The organism is Streptomyces barkulensis (assembly GCF_002843305.1).
Taxonomy (GTDB): domain Bacteria; phylum Actinomycetota; class Actinomycetes; order Streptomycetales; family Streptomycetaceae; genus Streptomyces; species Streptomyces barkulensis.
This window is the reverse complement of record NZ_PGSG01000090.1, coordinates 149044-163786: the sequence shown is the minus strand read 5'-3', so window position 1 is coordinate 163786 and position 14743 is coordinate 149044. Positions and strand designations below refer to the sequence as shown.

The 14743-nt window shown below is 73.6% G+C and carries 14 protein-coding genes and 1 riboswitch; of the genes, 6 read left to right on the top strand and 8 right to left on the bottom strand.

Annotated elements, in window-relative coordinates; genetic code table 11:
- Nucleotides 1-105: 105 nt before the first annotated feature.
- The 3 genes from CUT83_RS18515 (at nt 106) to CUT83_RS18505 (ending at nt 4486) form a co-directional block, all read left to right on the top strand.
- Nucleotides 106-618, top strand: a complete 513-nt coding sequence (locus CUT83_RS18515) for a GNAT family N-acetyltransferase (RefSeq protein WP_101256986.1) — start codon at nt 106-108, stop codon at nt 616-618.
- A gap of 56 nt (nt 619-674) precedes the next feature.
- A riboswitch (cobalamin riboswitch) is annotated at nt 675-855 on the top strand.
- A 122-nt stretch (nt 856-977) separates the two neighbouring features.
- The gene (locus CUT83_RS18510) at nt 978-3437 is read left to right on the top strand and encodes a ribonucleoside-diphosphate reductase subunit alpha (protein WP_173915102.1); all 2460 of its coding nucleotides are present in this window, start codon (nt 978-980) and stop codon (nt 3435-3437) included.
- The gene (locus CUT83_RS18505; RefSeq protein ID WP_101256958.1) at nt 3428-4486 is read left to right on the top strand and encodes a ribonucleotide-diphosphate reductase subunit beta; all 1059 of its coding nucleotides are present in this window, start codon (nt 3428-3430) and stop codon (nt 4484-4486) included. Before CUT83_RS18510 ends, CUT83_RS18505 begins: the two co-directional genes overlap by 10 nt.
- A gap of 138 nt (nt 4487-4624) precedes the next feature.
- Here CUT83_RS18505 and CUT83_RS18500 read toward each other — a convergent pair whose 3' ends face one another.
- The 7 genes from CUT83_RS18500 to CUT83_RS18470 form a co-directional block, all read right to left on the bottom strand.
- Nucleotides 4625-5362 carry a D-Ala-D-Ala carboxypeptidase family metallohydrolase gene (locus CUT83_RS18500; RefSeq protein WP_101256957.1) on the bottom strand — a complete coding sequence of 246 codons (738 nt, stop codon included), beginning with the start codon at nt 5360-5362 and terminating at the stop codon, nt 4625-4627.
- 157 nt (nt 5363-5519) lie between these two features.
- On the bottom strand, nt 5520-6152 hold the full coding sequence (gene def, locus CUT83_RS18495) for a peptide deformylase (RefSeq protein ID WP_101256956.1): 633 nt from the start codon (nt 6150-6152) through the stop codon (nt 5520-5522).
- Nucleotides 6153-6237: 85 nt separating this feature from the next.
- Nucleotides 6238-7236, bottom strand: a complete 999-nt coding sequence (locus CUT83_RS18490; RefSeq protein ID WP_101256955.1) for a tetratricopeptide repeat protein — start codon at nt 7234-7236, stop codon at nt 6238-6240.
- Between the two features lie 438 nt (nt 7237-7674).
- Nucleotides 7675-8037: a mycothiol system anti-sigma-R factor gene (gene rsrA, locus CUT83_RS18485; protein WP_101256954.1), complete on the bottom strand. Its 363-nt coding sequence runs from the start codon at nt 8035-8037 to the stop codon at nt 7675-7677.
- Entirely contained in the window at nt 8034-8705 is a 672-nt protein-coding gene (locus tag CUT83_RS18480) for a sigma-70 family RNA polymerase sigma factor (RefSeq protein WP_165869470.1), read from the bottom strand. The genes rsrA and CUT83_RS18480 overlap by 4 nt, the downstream gene beginning before the upstream one ends.
- Before the next feature lie 268 nt (nt 8706-8973).
- A complete protein-coding gene (locus CUT83_RS18475) occupies nt 8974-9555 on the bottom strand; it encodes an alpha/beta hydrolase family protein (protein WP_101256984.1) in 582 nt (193 codons plus the stop codon).
- A 121-nt stretch (nt 9556-9676) separates the two neighbouring features.
- The gene (locus CUT83_RS18470) at nt 9677-10492 is read right to left on the bottom strand and encodes an SOS response-associated peptidase (RefSeq protein ID WP_101256953.1); all 816 of its coding nucleotides are present in this window, start codon (nt 10490-10492) and stop codon (nt 9677-9679) included.
- Between the two features lie 208 nt (nt 10493-10700).
- On the opposite strand from CUT83_RS18470, the gene CUT83_RS18465 reads away from it, so the two are divergent.
- The 3 genes from CUT83_RS18465 (at nt 10701) to rsgA (ending at nt 14022) form a co-directional block, all read left to right on the top strand.
- A complete protein-coding gene (locus CUT83_RS18465; RefSeq protein WP_101256952.1) occupies nt 10701-11414 on the top strand; it encodes a M50 family metallopeptidase in 714 nt (237 codons plus the stop codon).
- Nucleotides 11415-11589: 175 nt separating this feature from the next.
- On the top strand, nt 11590-12972 hold the full coding sequence (gene aroA / locus CUT83_RS18460; RefSeq protein WP_101256951.1) for a 3-phosphoshikimate 1-carboxyvinyltransferase: 1383 nt from the start codon (nt 11590-11592) through the stop codon (nt 12970-12972).
- Nucleotides 12973-12987: 15 nt separating this feature from the next.
- Entirely contained in the window at nt 12988-14022 is a 1035-nt protein-coding gene (gene rsgA, locus CUT83_RS18455) for a ribosome small subunit-dependent GTPase A (RefSeq protein WP_101256950.1), read from the top strand.
- 33 nt (nt 14023-14055) lie between these two features.
- On the opposite strand, the gene CUT83_RS18450 is transcribed toward rsgA, so the two are convergent.
- The gene (locus CUT83_RS18450) at nt 14056-14715 is read right to left on the bottom strand and encodes a TetR/AcrR family transcriptional regulator (RefSeq protein ID WP_101256949.1); all 660 of its coding nucleotides are present in this window, start codon (nt 14713-14715) and stop codon (nt 14056-14058) included.
- Between the last annotated feature and the right edge of the window lie 28 nt (nt 14716-14743).

The following is a 14743-nucleotide window of genomic DNA, read 5'->3' as shown; positions in this document are numbered from 1 at the left end:
CCCGGACCGCGGAAAAGCCCCGGCTCTCTCCCGGCCCTCCCCCGGTCGTCACGCCTGCGCAGAGCCATTGCACCACCACGGCCGGGATGCCGCATGATGACCGCCATGGACATCACCATCAGGGCCGCGCGCCCGCACGAGTTCGAGGCCGTCGGGGAGCTGACGGCCGGGGCGTACCTCGGGGACGGACTGCTGGACCTCGGCGCGCGGGACCCGTACCTCGCCGTGCTGCGCGACGCCCGGCGCCGGGCCGGGCACGCCGAACTGCTGGTGGCCGCGGGCCCCGGGGACGACGGGGCCGAGGAGGTTCTGGGCACCGTCACCTTCGCGGTGCACGGCGGCGAGTACGCGGAGATCGCACGCCCCGGCGAGGGGGAGTTCCGGATGCTGGCGGTGCGCCCCGGGGCACGCGGCCGGGGCGTGGGCGAGACCCTGGTGCGCGAGTGCGTGGACCGGGCCCGCGCGCTGGGCCTGGAGCGGCTGACGCTCTCCAGCCATCCCATGATGCACACCGCCCACCGCCTCTACGGGCGACTGGGGTTCGTCCGCACCCCCGACCGCGACTGGCGTCCCGTCAAGGACGTCCCCCTGCTGACCTTCGCCCTGGACCTGAGGTGAGCACAGGGCGCCGGGCCGTGGTGCGGCACTCCGCCTGAGAAGCCCTCCAACACAACATCTGGGGTCACTTCGCCGGAGCGGCACTAGATGTATGCTCATCTCGCTGTCGCCGCAGGGGAATCCGGTGTGAGTCCGGAGCTGTCCCGCAACGGTGTGCGGCGGGCTGCCCCCGTGTCGTTCGCACGGTCAGGGCCGTCCGCCGCGAGTCCGAGGACCTGCCGACGGTGTTCATTGACACGTCCGGGCCTCGTGGGTTGGGCCGGCGGACGCGAGCGGTGCGCCCTCCTCCGGCCGGGTGTGCCCGTACGCGCCTGCTCCTCCTCCCTCCGGGGCCGCCGGCCCACGAGGGAGAGCACCGAGTGACCATCTCATCAGCGGAGCCCGCCACGGCCTGTACGCCGGCCTCCGCACCGGCCCGCGCACCACAGGACGACCGCCCGGGCGCGGCGCTGCTGCGCACCCTGACCGAGCTCGCCTCCGACCTGCCCGCCACCGACCCCGGGCGGGTCGCCGCCGCCGCGCTGCGCGGGCGCCACCCCGGCGCGGACGAGGCCCGGCTGCTCTCCCTGGCGACCGAGGCCGCGGCCGGCCTCATCGCCGAGGAGCCCGAGTACTCGCGGCTCGCGGCGCGGCTGCTCGCTCCGGCGATCCGCCGGGAGGCGGCCGGGCAGGGCGCGGTGTCCTTCTCCGCGTCGGTGGCGGTCGGCCACCGGCAGGGGCTGATCGCCGACCGCACGGCCGGCTTCGTCGCCGAGCACGCGCGGCGGCTCGACGCGCTGGCCGAGGAAGCCCTCGCCGGCGGCGCCGACGACCGTTTCGGCTACTTCGGGCTGCGCACGGTCCACTCCCGCTATCTGCTGCGCCACCCGGTGACCCGCGCCGTGATCGAGACCCCGCAGTACTTCCTGCTGCGTGTGGCCTGCGGGCTGGCCGCCGACTCCTCCGAGCGGGCGCTGGAGGAGGTCGCCGAGCTGTACCGGCTCACCGGCACGCTGTCCTATCTCCCCTCCTCCCCCACCCTGTTCAACTCCGGCACCCGGCACCCCCAGATGTCCTCCTGCTATCTGCTGGACTCCCCCCGGGACGAGCTGGACTCGCTCTACGAGCGCTACCACCAGGTCGCGCGGCTGTCCAAGCACGCCGGCGGCATCGGGCTGCCCTTCTCCCGGGTCCGCTCGCGCGGTTCGCTGATCCGCGGCACCAACGGCCACTCCGGCGGCATCGTGCCGTTCCTCAAGACCCTGGACGCCTCGGTCGCGGCCGTCAACCAGGGCGGCCGCCGCAAGGGTGCGGCCTGCGTGTACCTGGAGACCTGGCACGCCGACGTCGAGGAGTTCCTCGAACTGCGCGACAACACCGGCGAGGACGCCCGCCGCACCCACAACCTCAACATCGCCCACTGGATCCCGGACGAGTTCATGCGCCGGGTCGAGTCGGACGCCGACTGGTCGCTGTTCTCCCCGTCCGACGTCCCCGAGCTGGTGGACCTGTGGGGCGAGGAGTTCGACGCCGCCTACCGCCGGGCGGAGGCGGCCGGGCTGGCGGTGCGGACGGTTGCGGCCCGCACCCTCTACGCCCGGATGATGCGCACCCTCGCCCAGACCGGCAACGGCTGGATGACGTTCAAGGACACCGCCAACCGCACGGCCAACCAGACCGCCGAGCCGGGCAGCGTCGTCCACTCGTCCAACCTCTGCACCGAGATCCTGGAGGTCACCGACGACGGCGAGACGGCCGTGTGCAACCTGGGCTCGGTCAACCTCGCCGCCCATCTGCGCGCCGGCGCCGACGGGGACCCGCGCCCCGGTGAGGAGCTGGACTGGGAGCGGCTGGACGCCACCGTCCGCACCGCCGTGCTCTTCCTCGACCGCGTGGTGGACGTCAACTACTACCCGACCGGGCAGGCCGCCGCCTCCAACTCCCGCTGGCGTCCGGTGGGTCTGGGGCTGATGGGCCTGCAGGACGTGTTCTTCCGGCTGCGCCTGCCCTTCGACTCCCCCGAGGCCCGGCGGCTGTCCACCCGGATCTCCGAGCGGATCATGCTCGCCGCCTACGAGGCGTCCGCCGGCCTCGCCGAGCGGCACGGCCCGCACCCGGCCTGGTCCGCGACCCGCGCCGCCCGCGGGGTGCTCCACGTCGACCACTACCCGCAGGCGGAGATCACCTGGCCGGAGCGCTGGGCCGCGCTGCGGGAGCGGATCGCCGCCGCGGGCCTGCGCAACTCCCTGCTGCTGGCCGTCGCGCCGACCGCGACGATCGCCTCGATCGCGGGTGTCTACGAGTGCGTGGAACCGCAGGTCTCCAACCTCTTCAAGCGCGAGACGCTCAGCGGCGAGTTCCTCCAGGTGAATCCCTGTCTGGTGGCGGACCTCAAGCGGCTGGGTCTGTGGGACGAGCGCACCCGCGAGGCGCTGCGCGAGTCCAGCGGCTCGGTCGCGGAACTGCCCTGGATCCCGGAGGAGATCCGCGCGCTGTACCGCACGGCCTGGGAGATCCCGCAGCGCGCCCTGATCGACATGGCCGCGGACCGCACCCCGTTCCTGGACCAGAGCCAGTCGCTCAACCTGTTCATGGCGTCGCCGACCATCGGCCGGCTCAGCTCGATGTACGCCTACGCCTGGAAGCGCGGTCTGAAGACCACGTACTACCTGCGCTCGCGTCCCGCGACCCGTATCGCACGAGCCGCGGGCGGCGCCTCCGCGGCCGTTCCCGCCCCCACCTCCCCCACCCCCGTACCCGTTTCCGTGGAGCAGGCAGCGCCGGCCGCCGGCGCCGCCTGCTCCCTGGAGAACCCCGAGTCCTGCGAGGCATGCCAGTGACCGCCACCACCCCCGAGACCCCCGCCGCCGGACCCTTCGCCGACCGCCCCCGGAACCTGCTGGACCCGGGCTTCGAGCTCACCCTGCGGCCGATGCGCTACCCGGCCTTCTACGAGCGGTACCGGGACGCGATCAGGAACACCTGGACGGTGGAGGAGGTGGACCTCCACTCCGACGTGGCCGATCTGGCGAAGCTCTCCCCGGGAGAGCAGCACCTGATCGGGCGGCTGGTCGCCTTCTTCGCCACCGGCGACTCGATCGTGGCCAACAACCTGGTGCTGACGCTGTACAAGCACATCAACTCGCCCGAGGCGCGGCTGTATCTGTCGCGGCAGCTGTTCGAGGAGGCCGTGCACGTCCAGTTCTACCTGACCCTGCTGGACACCTATCTGCCCGACCCGGACGAGCGCGCCGCCGCCTTCGACGCGGTGGAGAACATCGACTCCATCCGGGAGAAGGCGCGGTTCTGCTTCAAGTGGATCGACGAGATCGAGAGGACCGACCGGCTGGAGAGCCGGGCCGACCGCCGCCGCTTCCTGCTGAACCTGATCTGCTTCGCGGCGTGCATCGAGGGCCTGTTCTTCTACGGCGCCTTCGCCTACGTCTACTGGTTCCGCTCCCGCGGTCTGCTGCACGGGCTGGCCACCGGTACCAACTGGGTCTTCCGCGACGAGTCGATGCACATGTCGTTCGCCTTCGACGTGGTGGACACCGTCCGGCAGGAGGAACCGGAGCTGTTCGACGACGAGTTGCGGCGGCAGATCGAGGAGATGCTGGAGGAGGCCGTCGAGGCCGAGCTGCGGTTCGCCCGGGACCTGTGCGGCGAGGGCCTGCCGGGGATGAACACCGAGTCGATGCGCGAGTACCTGCGGTGCGTGGCGGACCAGCGGCTGGTCCGGCTGGGCTTCCCCGCCCGCTACGGCGCCCGCAACCCGTTCTCCTTCATGGAGTTGCAGAACGTCCAGGAGCTGACCAACTTCTTCGAGCGCCGCGCCTCGGCCTATCAGGTCGCGGTCGAGGGCTCGGTCTCCTTCGACGACGACTTCTGATCTCCCGCCTCCGGTCGGACGCGTGCCCCCGGAAAGTCCCGTGCGGGGCTTTCCGGGGGCAGGCGCCGTTGGGGGAAGGTGCGCTCCGGGTGCGTTCCGGATGCGCTCCGGATGCGCTCCGAAAGGGGGCGGGCGCGGTCAGATGCCGCAGCTGGACGCCGACCAGAAGCGGCTGGAGCGGTGGTCGACGTGGGTGTGGTCGTTGTGGCCGGGGTAGCCCGGGCCGAGGATGCCCCGGAAGCCGTGGTAGCGGGCCTGCTTCGCCATCCTGCACAGGGTGTGCGAGCCGGCGCCGAGGTCGACGCCGTCACCGTAGAGGTGGCGGCTGTTGGAGGAGCCGCCCACCGCGCTGTTGCAGGAGTAGGAGCGGAAGCCGCTGGTCACCCGGATCGGCGCGTCGCCCAGGGCGTGGCGCATCGCCTCCAGCTTCCACATGGAGATCAGGGCGTTGCGCTTGGCGGTCGCCGCGCTCACCGCGCCGCCGCTCCAGGTGGAGTTGCACCTGTTCAGCTCGGAGTAGGAGAAGTGGGCCGGGGTGCAGTCGGCGTCCTGGAGGGCGTAGATCTTGCTGAAGGTCTGCGGGCCGGCGACGCCGTCGGCCGACAGGCCGTACGCGGCCTGGAACCGCTTGACGGCGGCGGCGGTGGCCGGGCCGTAGGAGCCGTCGATGGCGAGTACGTTGCCGTAACCGGGATAGCCGGACATGCGGATCTGGAGTTGGGCGACGTCCGAGCCGGACGCGCCCTGGGAGAGGGTGCGGTTCCAGGTGTAGCAGGTGTCGGCCTGGGCGGTGCCCGCGGTGGTGACCGTGCCGACCAGTGCTGCTGCCGCGAGCATGACAACACTGAGGATGAGACGGACGGTGCCTCTGAGCATGGTGCCTCCGTGTTGGAACAGTGGGGACTTTGAGAGTGGCGGAGGATGTCTACCCGCGTCAACATCCTTCCGGAAATGCCAATGGGCGGGCCACTGGAGGCCCGCCCACCGTCACACGACGTTCACCACCGGCCCGCGGGCCCGGGAACCGCACCGCTCAGTCGTTGGGCACCGTCTCGTAGCGCGGGGTGTTCTCGGCCATCTGCCGCAGCACGTCCTTGCGTTCGCGCTTGGAGAGGCGGTCGATGTAGAGGCGGCCGTAGAGGTGGTCCGTCTCGTGCTGCAGGCAGCGCGCGAAGTACCCGGTGCCGCGCACCGTGATCGGCCTGCCCTCGGCGTCCTGCCCGCGCACGACGGCGTAGTCGGGGCGCGCGAGTGAGGCGTACGCGCCCGGCACCGACAGACAGCCCTCGCCCGAGTCGTCCAGCACCCGCCGCTCGGCGGGCAGTTCCTCCAGCACGGGGTTGCAGACGACGCCGACGTGCCGCACGCCCTCGTCGTCCGGGCAGTCGTAGACGAAGACCTTCAGGTCGACACCGATCTGGTTGGCGGCCAGGCCGACGCCCTCCGCCGCGCGCTGGCTGGCGAACATGTCGTCGACCAGCTTGGCCAGTTCGCCGTCGAACTCGGTGACGTCCCGGCACTCCCGGTGCAGCACCGGGTTGCCGACGACGGTGATCGGACGGGCGGTGCCGCGCTCGCGGTGGGTCCGCTCGCGCTCCTCGCAGTCCTCCGTGTCGACGACGAACCCCTCGTCGTCCACCCGCTGCCCGGTCTCGTGCTCCGCCATCTTCGCCGTACGCCTTCCTCGGTGCTCCACCACAACCCGTACAGAGTACGGGCAGACTCCCGGCTCCGTACGCGGCCGGCCGGTATCAGCAGACCTCTTCCAGGTCCCGCCACTCGCGGGTGTCCGGGCTGTCGGCGACCCAGCCGTCCAGCAGCCCGCGCACCAGGGAGGCCGGGGCCGCCAGCCCGCACTCGCGCTCGGGCACCCACAGCTCTCCCGACGTCATGTGCCCCAGCGGCCCCGGATGCCCGGGCACGCTGTGGTCGTGCGGATCGTGCCGGGGGGCGCCCTCGCCCTCGTCGCTGGGCATCCGGCTCTCCGAGCAGGAGCGGCACAGCAGCCGCACCGACGAGGACCAGTCCTCGGCGGCGAAGCCCGCGTCCGCCGCCAGCCGCTCCAGCGCGTCCCGGTCCGTCTCGGTCGCCGCCTCCAGCAGCACCACCCAGGTGGGCACCGGCGAGGGCGCCCAGAGTTCTATCTCGTCGAAGACCGGATAGGCGTGGCCCGCGGCCGTGGTCCGCTCGCCGTGCGGCACCCCGTCGTGCAGCACCACCTCGCCCCAGCGGCGCCCGGAGGACGGCAGCGGGATGTTCTGCACCTCGATGCGGGCCGGGTCCAGCCGCCGCCCCCACACCACTTCGGCCTCGCCCTCCGGCGACAGGCGCACCGCGGCACTGCCCAGGTCCATGCCGGCCGGCGGGCCGGTACGGGCGTCGTCACCGCCGGCCGCCGTCTCCGGCACCCGCAGGCCGTACGCCTGCCAGGCACGCCGGGCCAGGGCCCAGTCCTGCAGCGCGGTGGCCGCGATGCCCACGTTCCACCAGTCGGGCGCCCCGGCCGACCGGTCCAGGAGCGCGACGGCGCGCAGTCCGGCCGCGCGCGCCTGCTCCCAGTCGTGCCGGAACTTGTGCAACAGCGCGAGGTTGAACCAGGACTCCGACAGCCACGGCTCCAGATCGGCGGCACGGGTCAGCAGCGTGCCGGCGTCCTCGTAGCGTCCGTCACCGATGAGCGTGAACGCGCGGTCGGTGACCACCCGCCAGTCGGCGGAGGGCCGGTGCCTTGCCTTGCCGAAGATCCTCACGATGTTCCCGCCTGACTCCCGCCTGCTGCTCCCGACCGTCCTCGCGGCCGTCTTCCCGCGGTCCCCGCCGCGGTGTCCGTGCCGCGATCTTCTCCCAGCCGCGGTTCCCGGTTCGCATCCAACCATGCCCACCCCGGTGCGCGCTCATTACCCGTCGGTCGTGGGGGTACCGAGCGGTCCGGGGCGCGGAGGAACGCCCGGCACGGCGTCGCGGAGGGACCCTCGACCGCCCGTGTCACAGCCGGGTCGAAGCCGAGCGGGTTAACACGTTCGGGTGATGTTGCGAAGGCGCGGGCCGACGCGGCGCACAGGGCGCGCGGAGGCGTCCGCGCCGGGACTACGGCCGGGACTGCGCCCGGAACCGCGGCCGGGACGCCGCCCGTACGGCACGGAGCACGGTGCGGGGCGGCGCGGACACGGGTTCGGCCCGGGCGGCCGTCAGAGCCGTTCCCCGCCGGCCTCGCCCGGACTCCCGAGGGGAGCGGTGCGGGGCTGGTCCGGCCGCCCCGCCCCGGGCTCCGTCACGGGCTGCTCCGGCACGGCCTGCCCGGCACGGATCATCTCGATGCGGCCCATCACCTTGGAGCGCAGGCCACCGGGCACCTCGTCGTGCCCGCAGCACCGCTTGACCAGCTTCTTCACGGCCTGTTCCAGGCCGTACTTCTCCAGACACGGCGAGCACTCCTCGAAGTGCTCCCTGAACTTCGTCAGGTCGCCGTCGGGCATCTCGCAGTCCAGGTACTCGTACAGGTGGTCCAGGACCTCGGCACAGTCCGTCTCGTGCGGCTCTCCGCAACTCATGAGCCCGAGCCTTTCCGGTCGTGCGACTCCTCGGGTGCGGCGGCGCCGTTCGCACCCGCCGGAACCAGCCCGCGCTCGCGGGCGTAGTCCTCCAGCATGCCCCGCAACTGCCGGCGACCGCGGTGCAGGCGGGACATCACCGTGCCGATGGGTGTCCCCATGATGTCCGCGATCTCCTTGTACGCAAACCCCTCGACGTCCGCGAGGTAGACCGCGATCCGGAACTCCTCGGGGATGGCCTGGAGCGCCTCCTTCACGTCCGAGTCGGGCAGCCGGTCCAGCGCCTGCGACTCGGCCGAGCGCAGCCCGGTCGACATGTGCGACTCGGCGCGCGCGAGCTGCCAGTCCTCGATCTCCTCGGCCGCGCTGCGCTGCGGTTCGCGCTGCTTCTTGCGGTACGAGTTGATGAAGGTGTTGGTGAGGATGCGGTACAGCCACGCCTTGAGGTTGGTGCCCTCGCGGAACTGGTGGAAGGACGCGTACGCCTTCGCGTACGTCTCCTGCACCAGGTCCTCCGCGTCCGCGGGGTTGCGCGTCATGCGCAGCGCGGCGGAGTACATCTGGTCCAGGAAGGCGAGGGCGTCCCGTTCGAAGCGCGCGTTCCGTTCGGCGTCCGTCTCCACGGGCTCCCTGGGCGCAGCGTCGTCGGTCGCGGCGACCGGACCCACCTCCTCCGATGCGGCTTCGAGTCCGTTGCCGGACCCATTCGAACCGGAGAATAGACGACGGTCCGTCCCCTCCGCTGCCGGGAAGGGAACGTCCCCGACGGGTCCGGCGAGCCTCAGTGTCGCCCAGTCCACCTGGGCGGCTGTGGCACGGGTACCCACAGGGCGGGACGGGCATGCGATCGAACCCATGTCGGGTGGACTCCCTCTCCTCGCGCGTGCGTGCGGTCCGTACGTGTCCTGCAGCAGGACAACACGGCCGCGCGGAGGATCATTCCCGCGCCAGCCATTCGCGCACCGCGCCGGTGATCACGCCGAGCGCCTCCTCCTGGCCGAGTGCCGCCCGCTTCGGCACGGCGAAGCCGTGGTCGCCCCCGGGCACCTCGACGACCTCCGTGCCCCCGGGGAACTCCCCGGGCCGCCCGAAGGGATCGCGACCGCCCTGGACGACCAGGGTCCGCACCCCCGCCTCCAGCAGCTCGCCGGCCCGGGAACGCTCCGGCTTCCCCGGGGGGTGCAGGGGGAAGGCGAGCGCGAGCACGGCGCGCGCACCGAGTCCGGCCGCGGTCCGGCAGGCCACGCGCGCCCCGGCGCTGCGCCCCCCGGAGACGACCGGCAGCCCTTCCCCCTCCAGAACGGGCCACACCGCCCGCCATCCCTCGTCCAGCTTCCCGGGTGCGGGCGCCAGCTTCCTTCCCGCCACCCGCCAGGGCTGCTCGACCAGGGCGACCGAGACGCCGTGCGCGGGCAGCGCGTCCGCCAGGGCCCGCAGGTCCCGCGCCTCGACCCCGCCCCCGGCGCCGTGTCCGAGCGCGAGGACCAGGCGCGGCCGGGCGGCACGCCGCCAGGTGATCCGGGCCGGGCCGGCCGGCGTGGCGACCTCCTCGGTGGTTCCGGTGGTGCCCGCGCCGGTTCCGGTGCTGTCGGTGCTGTCGGTGCTGTCGGTGCTGTCGGTGCTGTCGGTGCTCACCGGCTCAGAACAGCGTCCCGGCCTCGGGCGCGTCAAGCTCCTCCAGCAGCTCGGGCCCGTTGTTGCGCACGTTGCTGACCTCGCCGCGCACCGGATAGGCCCGCATGGCCCCGGGCGGCGGCGGGACCAGCAGTCCGCGCACGTCCTCGGCGTCGGTGCGGGCCGGGTCCAGCCAGGCGTCCCAGCGGTCGGGGGTGAGCACCAGCGGCATCCTGGGGTGGATGTCGGCCAGGGAGCGCGGCCCCTCCTCGCCGGCGCCCGCGAACGGCTCGCTCTGCGCCTCGGTGGTGATCACCGTGCAGGTGGACCACCAGGCCCTGGGGTGGTCCTCGGGCAGCGTCCTGTCCCGCCAGAACTCGTAGAGCCCGGCCATCGCCATCACCGAGCCGTCGGCGGGGGTCACGAAGTACGGCTGCTTGCGCGGCCGCTTGCGCCTGCCCTTCTCCTCCTCCTGCCGCTCGGCCGTCCCGGTGACCCACTCGTAGTACCCGTCGGCGGGCAGCAGACAGCGCCGGGCGGCGAAGGGGCGGCGGTAGGAGGGCTTCTCGTGCACCGTCTCGGCCCGTGCGTTGATCATCTTCACGCCCACGTCCGGGGACTTCGCCCAGGAGGGCACCAGCCCCCAGCGCAGCGTCCTGAGCTGGCGTACGGGGCTCGGATCACCGCTGTCCTTCAGCGGCCGGTCCAGCACCGCGTACACCTGCTTGGTCGGGGCCACGTTCCAGTCGGGCGCCAGCTCCTCGGCCGGGTCCCGCTTCTCCACTCCGAAGAGCCCGGCCAGTTCACCGGCCGATCGGCTCGCCGCATACCGTCCGCACATGTACGCCACCCTGCCACGCCCGTGCGGCCGGCGGCACCGTGAACGGCCGTACGGGCTCCGCACAGAGGCCGTGACACACTGCGGAGCACCGCTTCGCGGCCGGAGGAGCACGGCGCGCGGGGCGGCGGAACGGGGCGGAACGGGGCGGAACGGGCCGCGACAGGCCGAGGCGGACGCGGCGGACCGCAGGGGAAGGGGCCGGCCGGGCATGGACACGGACAGCATCACCGAGGTCTGGGACCGCGTCGTCGGGACGCAGCCCGACCCGTCGTTCGCGGTCGTGGCGGCCACCGGGCTGGTGGCCCTGGCCGTCGTCGCCGCGCGAGGACCGTGGCGGGTGGCGCGGAACGCGGTGACCATCGCCCATGAGGGCGGGCACGGGATCGTGGCGCTGCTGACCGGGCGGCGGCTGGAGGGCATACGTCTGCACTCGGACACCTCCGGGCTGACCGTCTCCCGGGGGCGGCCGAACGGGATCGGAATGGTGCTGACGGCCGCCGCCGGGTACACCGCGCCGTCGCTGCTCGGCCTGGCGGGGGCGTGGCTGCTGGCCGCCGGGCACGTCACCGCGCTGCTGTGGGGGGCCACGGCGCTGCTGCTGGCGATGCTGGTGATGGTGCGCAACGCCTACGGGGTGCTCACCGTCGTCCTCACCGGCGGGGTGTTCTTCCTGGTCTCGTGGTTCACCGGAACCGAGGTGCAGGCGGCGTTCGCGTACGGGGTGGTGTGGTTCCTGCTGCTGGGCGGCGTGCGGCCCGTCTTCGAGCTCCAGGGCAAACGGCGCCGGGGCGAGGCGCCGGACTCCGACGCCGACCAGCTCGCGCGGCTGACGAACGCGCCCGCGCCGCTGTGGCTGCTGCTCTTCCACGCCGTCGCCCTGTGCTCGCTGACCGGCGGCGGACGGTGGCTGCTGGGGCTCTGACGCCCCCGCGGCGGGTGCCCGCCGCGGGCCCGGGGCCCGCGGCCTCCCGCACGGCCCGGCTCACCCGGACGCCGCCCGGTCCCGCCCGGTGGTGCGCCATGCGGCGGCCCTCGTCCGCGCCCTCTCCGTGTCCGGTCAGGATTCCCGCCCCGCCGGAGCCACTAAAGTTGCCCCCATGACCGACCACACCGCCCTCTGGCCTGCGCCGCTCGCGTCCGGCGCCGTCGACGCGACCGTCACCGTGCCCGGATCGAAGTCGGTCACCAACCGCGGTCTGGTGCTCGCCGCCCTCGCCTCCGAGCCCGGCTGGCTGCGCCGTCCGCTGCGTTCGCGTGACACCCTGCTGATGGCCGAGGGGCTGCGTGCCATGGGGGTGGGCGTCGAGGAGACGGTGTCCTCCAACTCCGCGCCCGTCGCGTCCGGCGCCGCCGGCCCCGGGGGCGGCGGCGAGGCCTGGCGCGTCATCCCCGCGGGGCTGCACGGTCCCGCGAGCGTGGACGTCGGCAACGCCGGCACCGTGATGCGCTTCCTGCCGCCGGTGGCCGCCCTGGCCGACGGCCCGGTCCGCTTCGACGGCGACAAGCGCTCCCACGAGCGCCCCCTCCACGGCGTGATCGACGCGCTGCGCGCGCTGGGCGCCCGTATCGACGACGGGGGGCGCGGCGCGCTGCCGATGACCGTGCACGGCGGCGGCTCCCTGACCGGCGGCACGGTGGAGATCGACGCCTCCTCGTCCTCCCAGTTCGTCAGCGCCCTGCTGCTGTCCGGCGCCCGCTTCAACCAGGGTGTGGAGGTCCGCCACACCGGCGGCCCGCTGCCGTCCATGCCGCACATCCGGATGACGGTGGAGATGCTGCGCGCCGCGGGCGCCCAGGTGGACACCCCCGAGTCCGGGGGCGAACCGAACGTCTGGCGGGTCACGGCCGGCGCGCTGCTCGGCCGCGATCTGGTCGTCGAGCCCGACCTGTCCAACGCCCAGCCGTTCCTCGCCGCCGCGCTGGTCACCGGCGGCCGGGTGACCGTCCCGGACTGGCCGGCGCACACCACCCAGCCCGGGGACGCGCTGCGCGAGATCTTCACCGAGATGGGCGGGCGCTGCGAGCTGGACGAGCGCGGTCTGACCCTCACCGGCACCGGCCGGATCCACGGCATCGACGTGGACCTGAGCGAGGTGGGCGAGCTGACCCCCGGCATCGCGGCGGTCGCGGCGCTGGCCGACTCCGAGTCGCGGCTGCGCGGCGTGGCGCATCTGCGGCTGCACGAGACCGACCGGCTGGCCGCGCTCACCAAGGAGATCAACGGGCTCGGCGGCGACGTCACCGAGACCGGGGACGGGCTGGTCATCCGCCCGCGCCCGCTGCGCGGCGGGATCTTCCACACCTACGAGGACCACCGGCTGGCCACGGCGGGCGCGGTGCTCGGCCTGGTCGTCGGGGGTGTGGAGGTGGAGAACGTCGCGACGACCGCCAAGACCCTGCCCGACTTCCCAGAGCTGTGGAGCGCCATGCTCGAAGGAGCACTCGAAGGGGACCTCGAAGGGGACGGGGACAGAGGGTAAGAGGCGAGACCGGCCATGCGCCGCTACGGCAAGCACACAGACGAGGACGACATCCGGATCCGTCCGGGCCGCCGGGGCAGCCGCCCGCGCACCAGCATCCGGCCCAAGCACGAGGACGCCGCTCCCGGCTTCGTCCTGACCGTCGACCGGGGCCGGATCACCTGTCTGGTGGACGGCCGCACGATCACCGCCATGAAGGCCCGCGAGCTGGGCCGCAAGGGCGCCGTGGTCGGCGACCGGGTGGCGGTCGTCGGCGATCTGTCGGGGGCCAGGGACACCCTGGCGCGGATCGTGCGGGTCGAGGAGCGTTCCTCGGTGCTGCGGCGCACCGCCGACGACAACGATCCCTACGAACGGGTCGTCGTCGCCAACGCCGACCAGCTCGCCATCGTCACCGCCCTGGCCGACCCCGAGCCCCGCCCCCGGCTGATCGACCGCTGTCTGGTGGCCGCCTACGACGCGGGCCTGGAACCGCTGCTGGTCCTCACCAAGTCGGACCTGGCGCCACCCGACACGCTGCTGGAGACGTACGCCCCGCTGGGGGTGCGGCATGTGGTGACCGACCGCGACGAACTGGCCGACGGCGCCGCCGCCGACCGGGTTCGCGAGTTCCTGTGGGGCCGGACCACCGCCTTCGTGGGCCATTCCGGAGTCGGCAAGACCACCTTGGTCAACGCGCTCGTCCCGCCCGACCGCAGGCGGGCGACGGGCCACGTCAACGCGGTCACCGGGCGCGGCCGCCACACCACGACCTCGGCCCTGGCGCTGCCGCTGCCCGGCGAGGTCTCCTTCCCGCCGGTGCCGGGGGGCGGCTGGGTGATCGACACCCCGGGTGTGCGGTCCTTCGGTCTGAACCACATCGACCCGTCCCGGGTGATCCACGCCTTCCCGGACCTGGAGCCGGGCACGGCCGGCTGTCCGCGCGCCTGCGGCCACGACGAGCCGGACTGCGCGCTGGACTCCTGGGTCGCCGACGGCCACGCGGACCCGGCCCGGCTGTTCTCCCTGCGCCGTCTGCTGGCCACACGGGAGCGCCGGGAGGGCGACTGACCGCTGTACGCCGCCCCGGACCGCCCCCGGGGATCAGTGGAGCAGCGCCCGCAGCACCTGGGTGACATGGGTACCCGCGGCCTCCTCGGTCGCCTCGGGCGGGCCGTCACAGGGCGCGACGACGTAGGACAGCGCCAGCCGCAGGCCGACCTCGCAGGCGTGGCGCAGCGCGGCGGGTCCGGTCGCGCCGTCGGCGGTGGCCCCCGCGGACACCAGCGCGGCGGCGGTACGGTCGCGCAGTCCCGCCGCCGCCCGGTCCGCCTCCGGCCCGGGCGGCGGCAGCCGGGAATCCCAGCAGCCGGTGAGTGCGGCGCGCACCAGCGGGTCGCGGCATGCGGCACGCACCACCGAGACGGCGGCCGCGGCGCAGCCCGCGACGGGGTCGGTGGCCGGGCCGGAAGCCGACCGGGCCGCCAGCCGCGCGGCACGGGCGGAGCGGTCGAGGAGGACCTCCAGTTCACGGGCCACCAGAGCCGCGCCGAGCCCGTCCTTGGAGCCGAACTCGCTGTAGAGGGTCTGGCGGGAGAAGCCGGCCGCCGCGGCGACCTCGACCATGCGGACCCGGGGCCACGGTCTGTCGTGGAGTTCGGCGCGGGCGGCGCGCAGCAGGGCCTGGCGCGCCGTGGGCGGCCGGGCCGGTCCCCCGGGGAAGTCTTCGGCGGGGTCTTCGGCAGAGGGCGTCACCGAGGTCATCAGCGCCTCCCCGGACACGGCGGGTCGC

What these genes read in the sequence shown, in the direction of transcription:
- CUT83_RS18465 (WP_101256952.1), top strand. Translation starts at nt 10,701, where the DNA reads ATGGACACGGACAGCATCACCGAGGTCTGGGACCGCGTCGTCGGGACG.
- rsrA (WP_101256954.1), bottom strand. Translation starts at nt 8,037, where the DNA reads ATGAGTTGCGGAGAGCCGCACGAGACGGACTGTGCCGAGGTCCTGGAC.
- CUT83_RS18470 (WP_101256953.1), bottom strand. Translation starts at nt 10,492, where the DNA reads ATGTGCGGACGGTATGCGGCGAGCCGATCGGCCGGTGAACTGGCCGGG.
- def (WP_101256956.1), bottom strand. Translation starts at nt 6,152, where the DNA reads ATGGCGGAGCACGAGACCGGGCAGCGGGTGGACGACGAGGGGTTCGTC.
- aroA (WP_101256951.1), top strand. Translation starts at nt 11,590, where the DNA reads ATGACCGACCACACCGCCCTCTGGCCTGCGCCGCTCGCGTCCGGCGCC.
- CUT83_RS18450 (WP_101256949.1), bottom strand. Translation starts at nt 14,715, where the DNA reads ATGACCTCGGTGACGCCCTCTGCCGAAGACCCCGCCGAAGACTTCCCC.
- CUT83_RS18505 (WP_101256958.1), top strand. Translation starts at nt 3,428, where the DNA reads ATGCCAGTGACCGCCACCACCCCCGAGACCCCCGCCGCCGGACCCTTC.
- CUT83_RS18500 (WP_101256957.1), bottom strand. Translation starts at nt 5,362, where the DNA reads ATGCTCAGAGGCACCGTCCGTCTCATCCTCAGTGTTGTCATGCTCGCG.
- CUT83_RS18515 (WP_101256986.1), top strand. Translation starts at nt 106, where the DNA reads ATGGACATCACCATCAGGGCCGCGCGCCCGCACGAGTTCGAGGCCGTC.
- rsgA (WP_101256950.1), top strand. Translation starts at nt 12,988, where the DNA reads ATGCGCCGCTACGGCAAGCACACAGACGAGGACGACATCCGGATCCGT.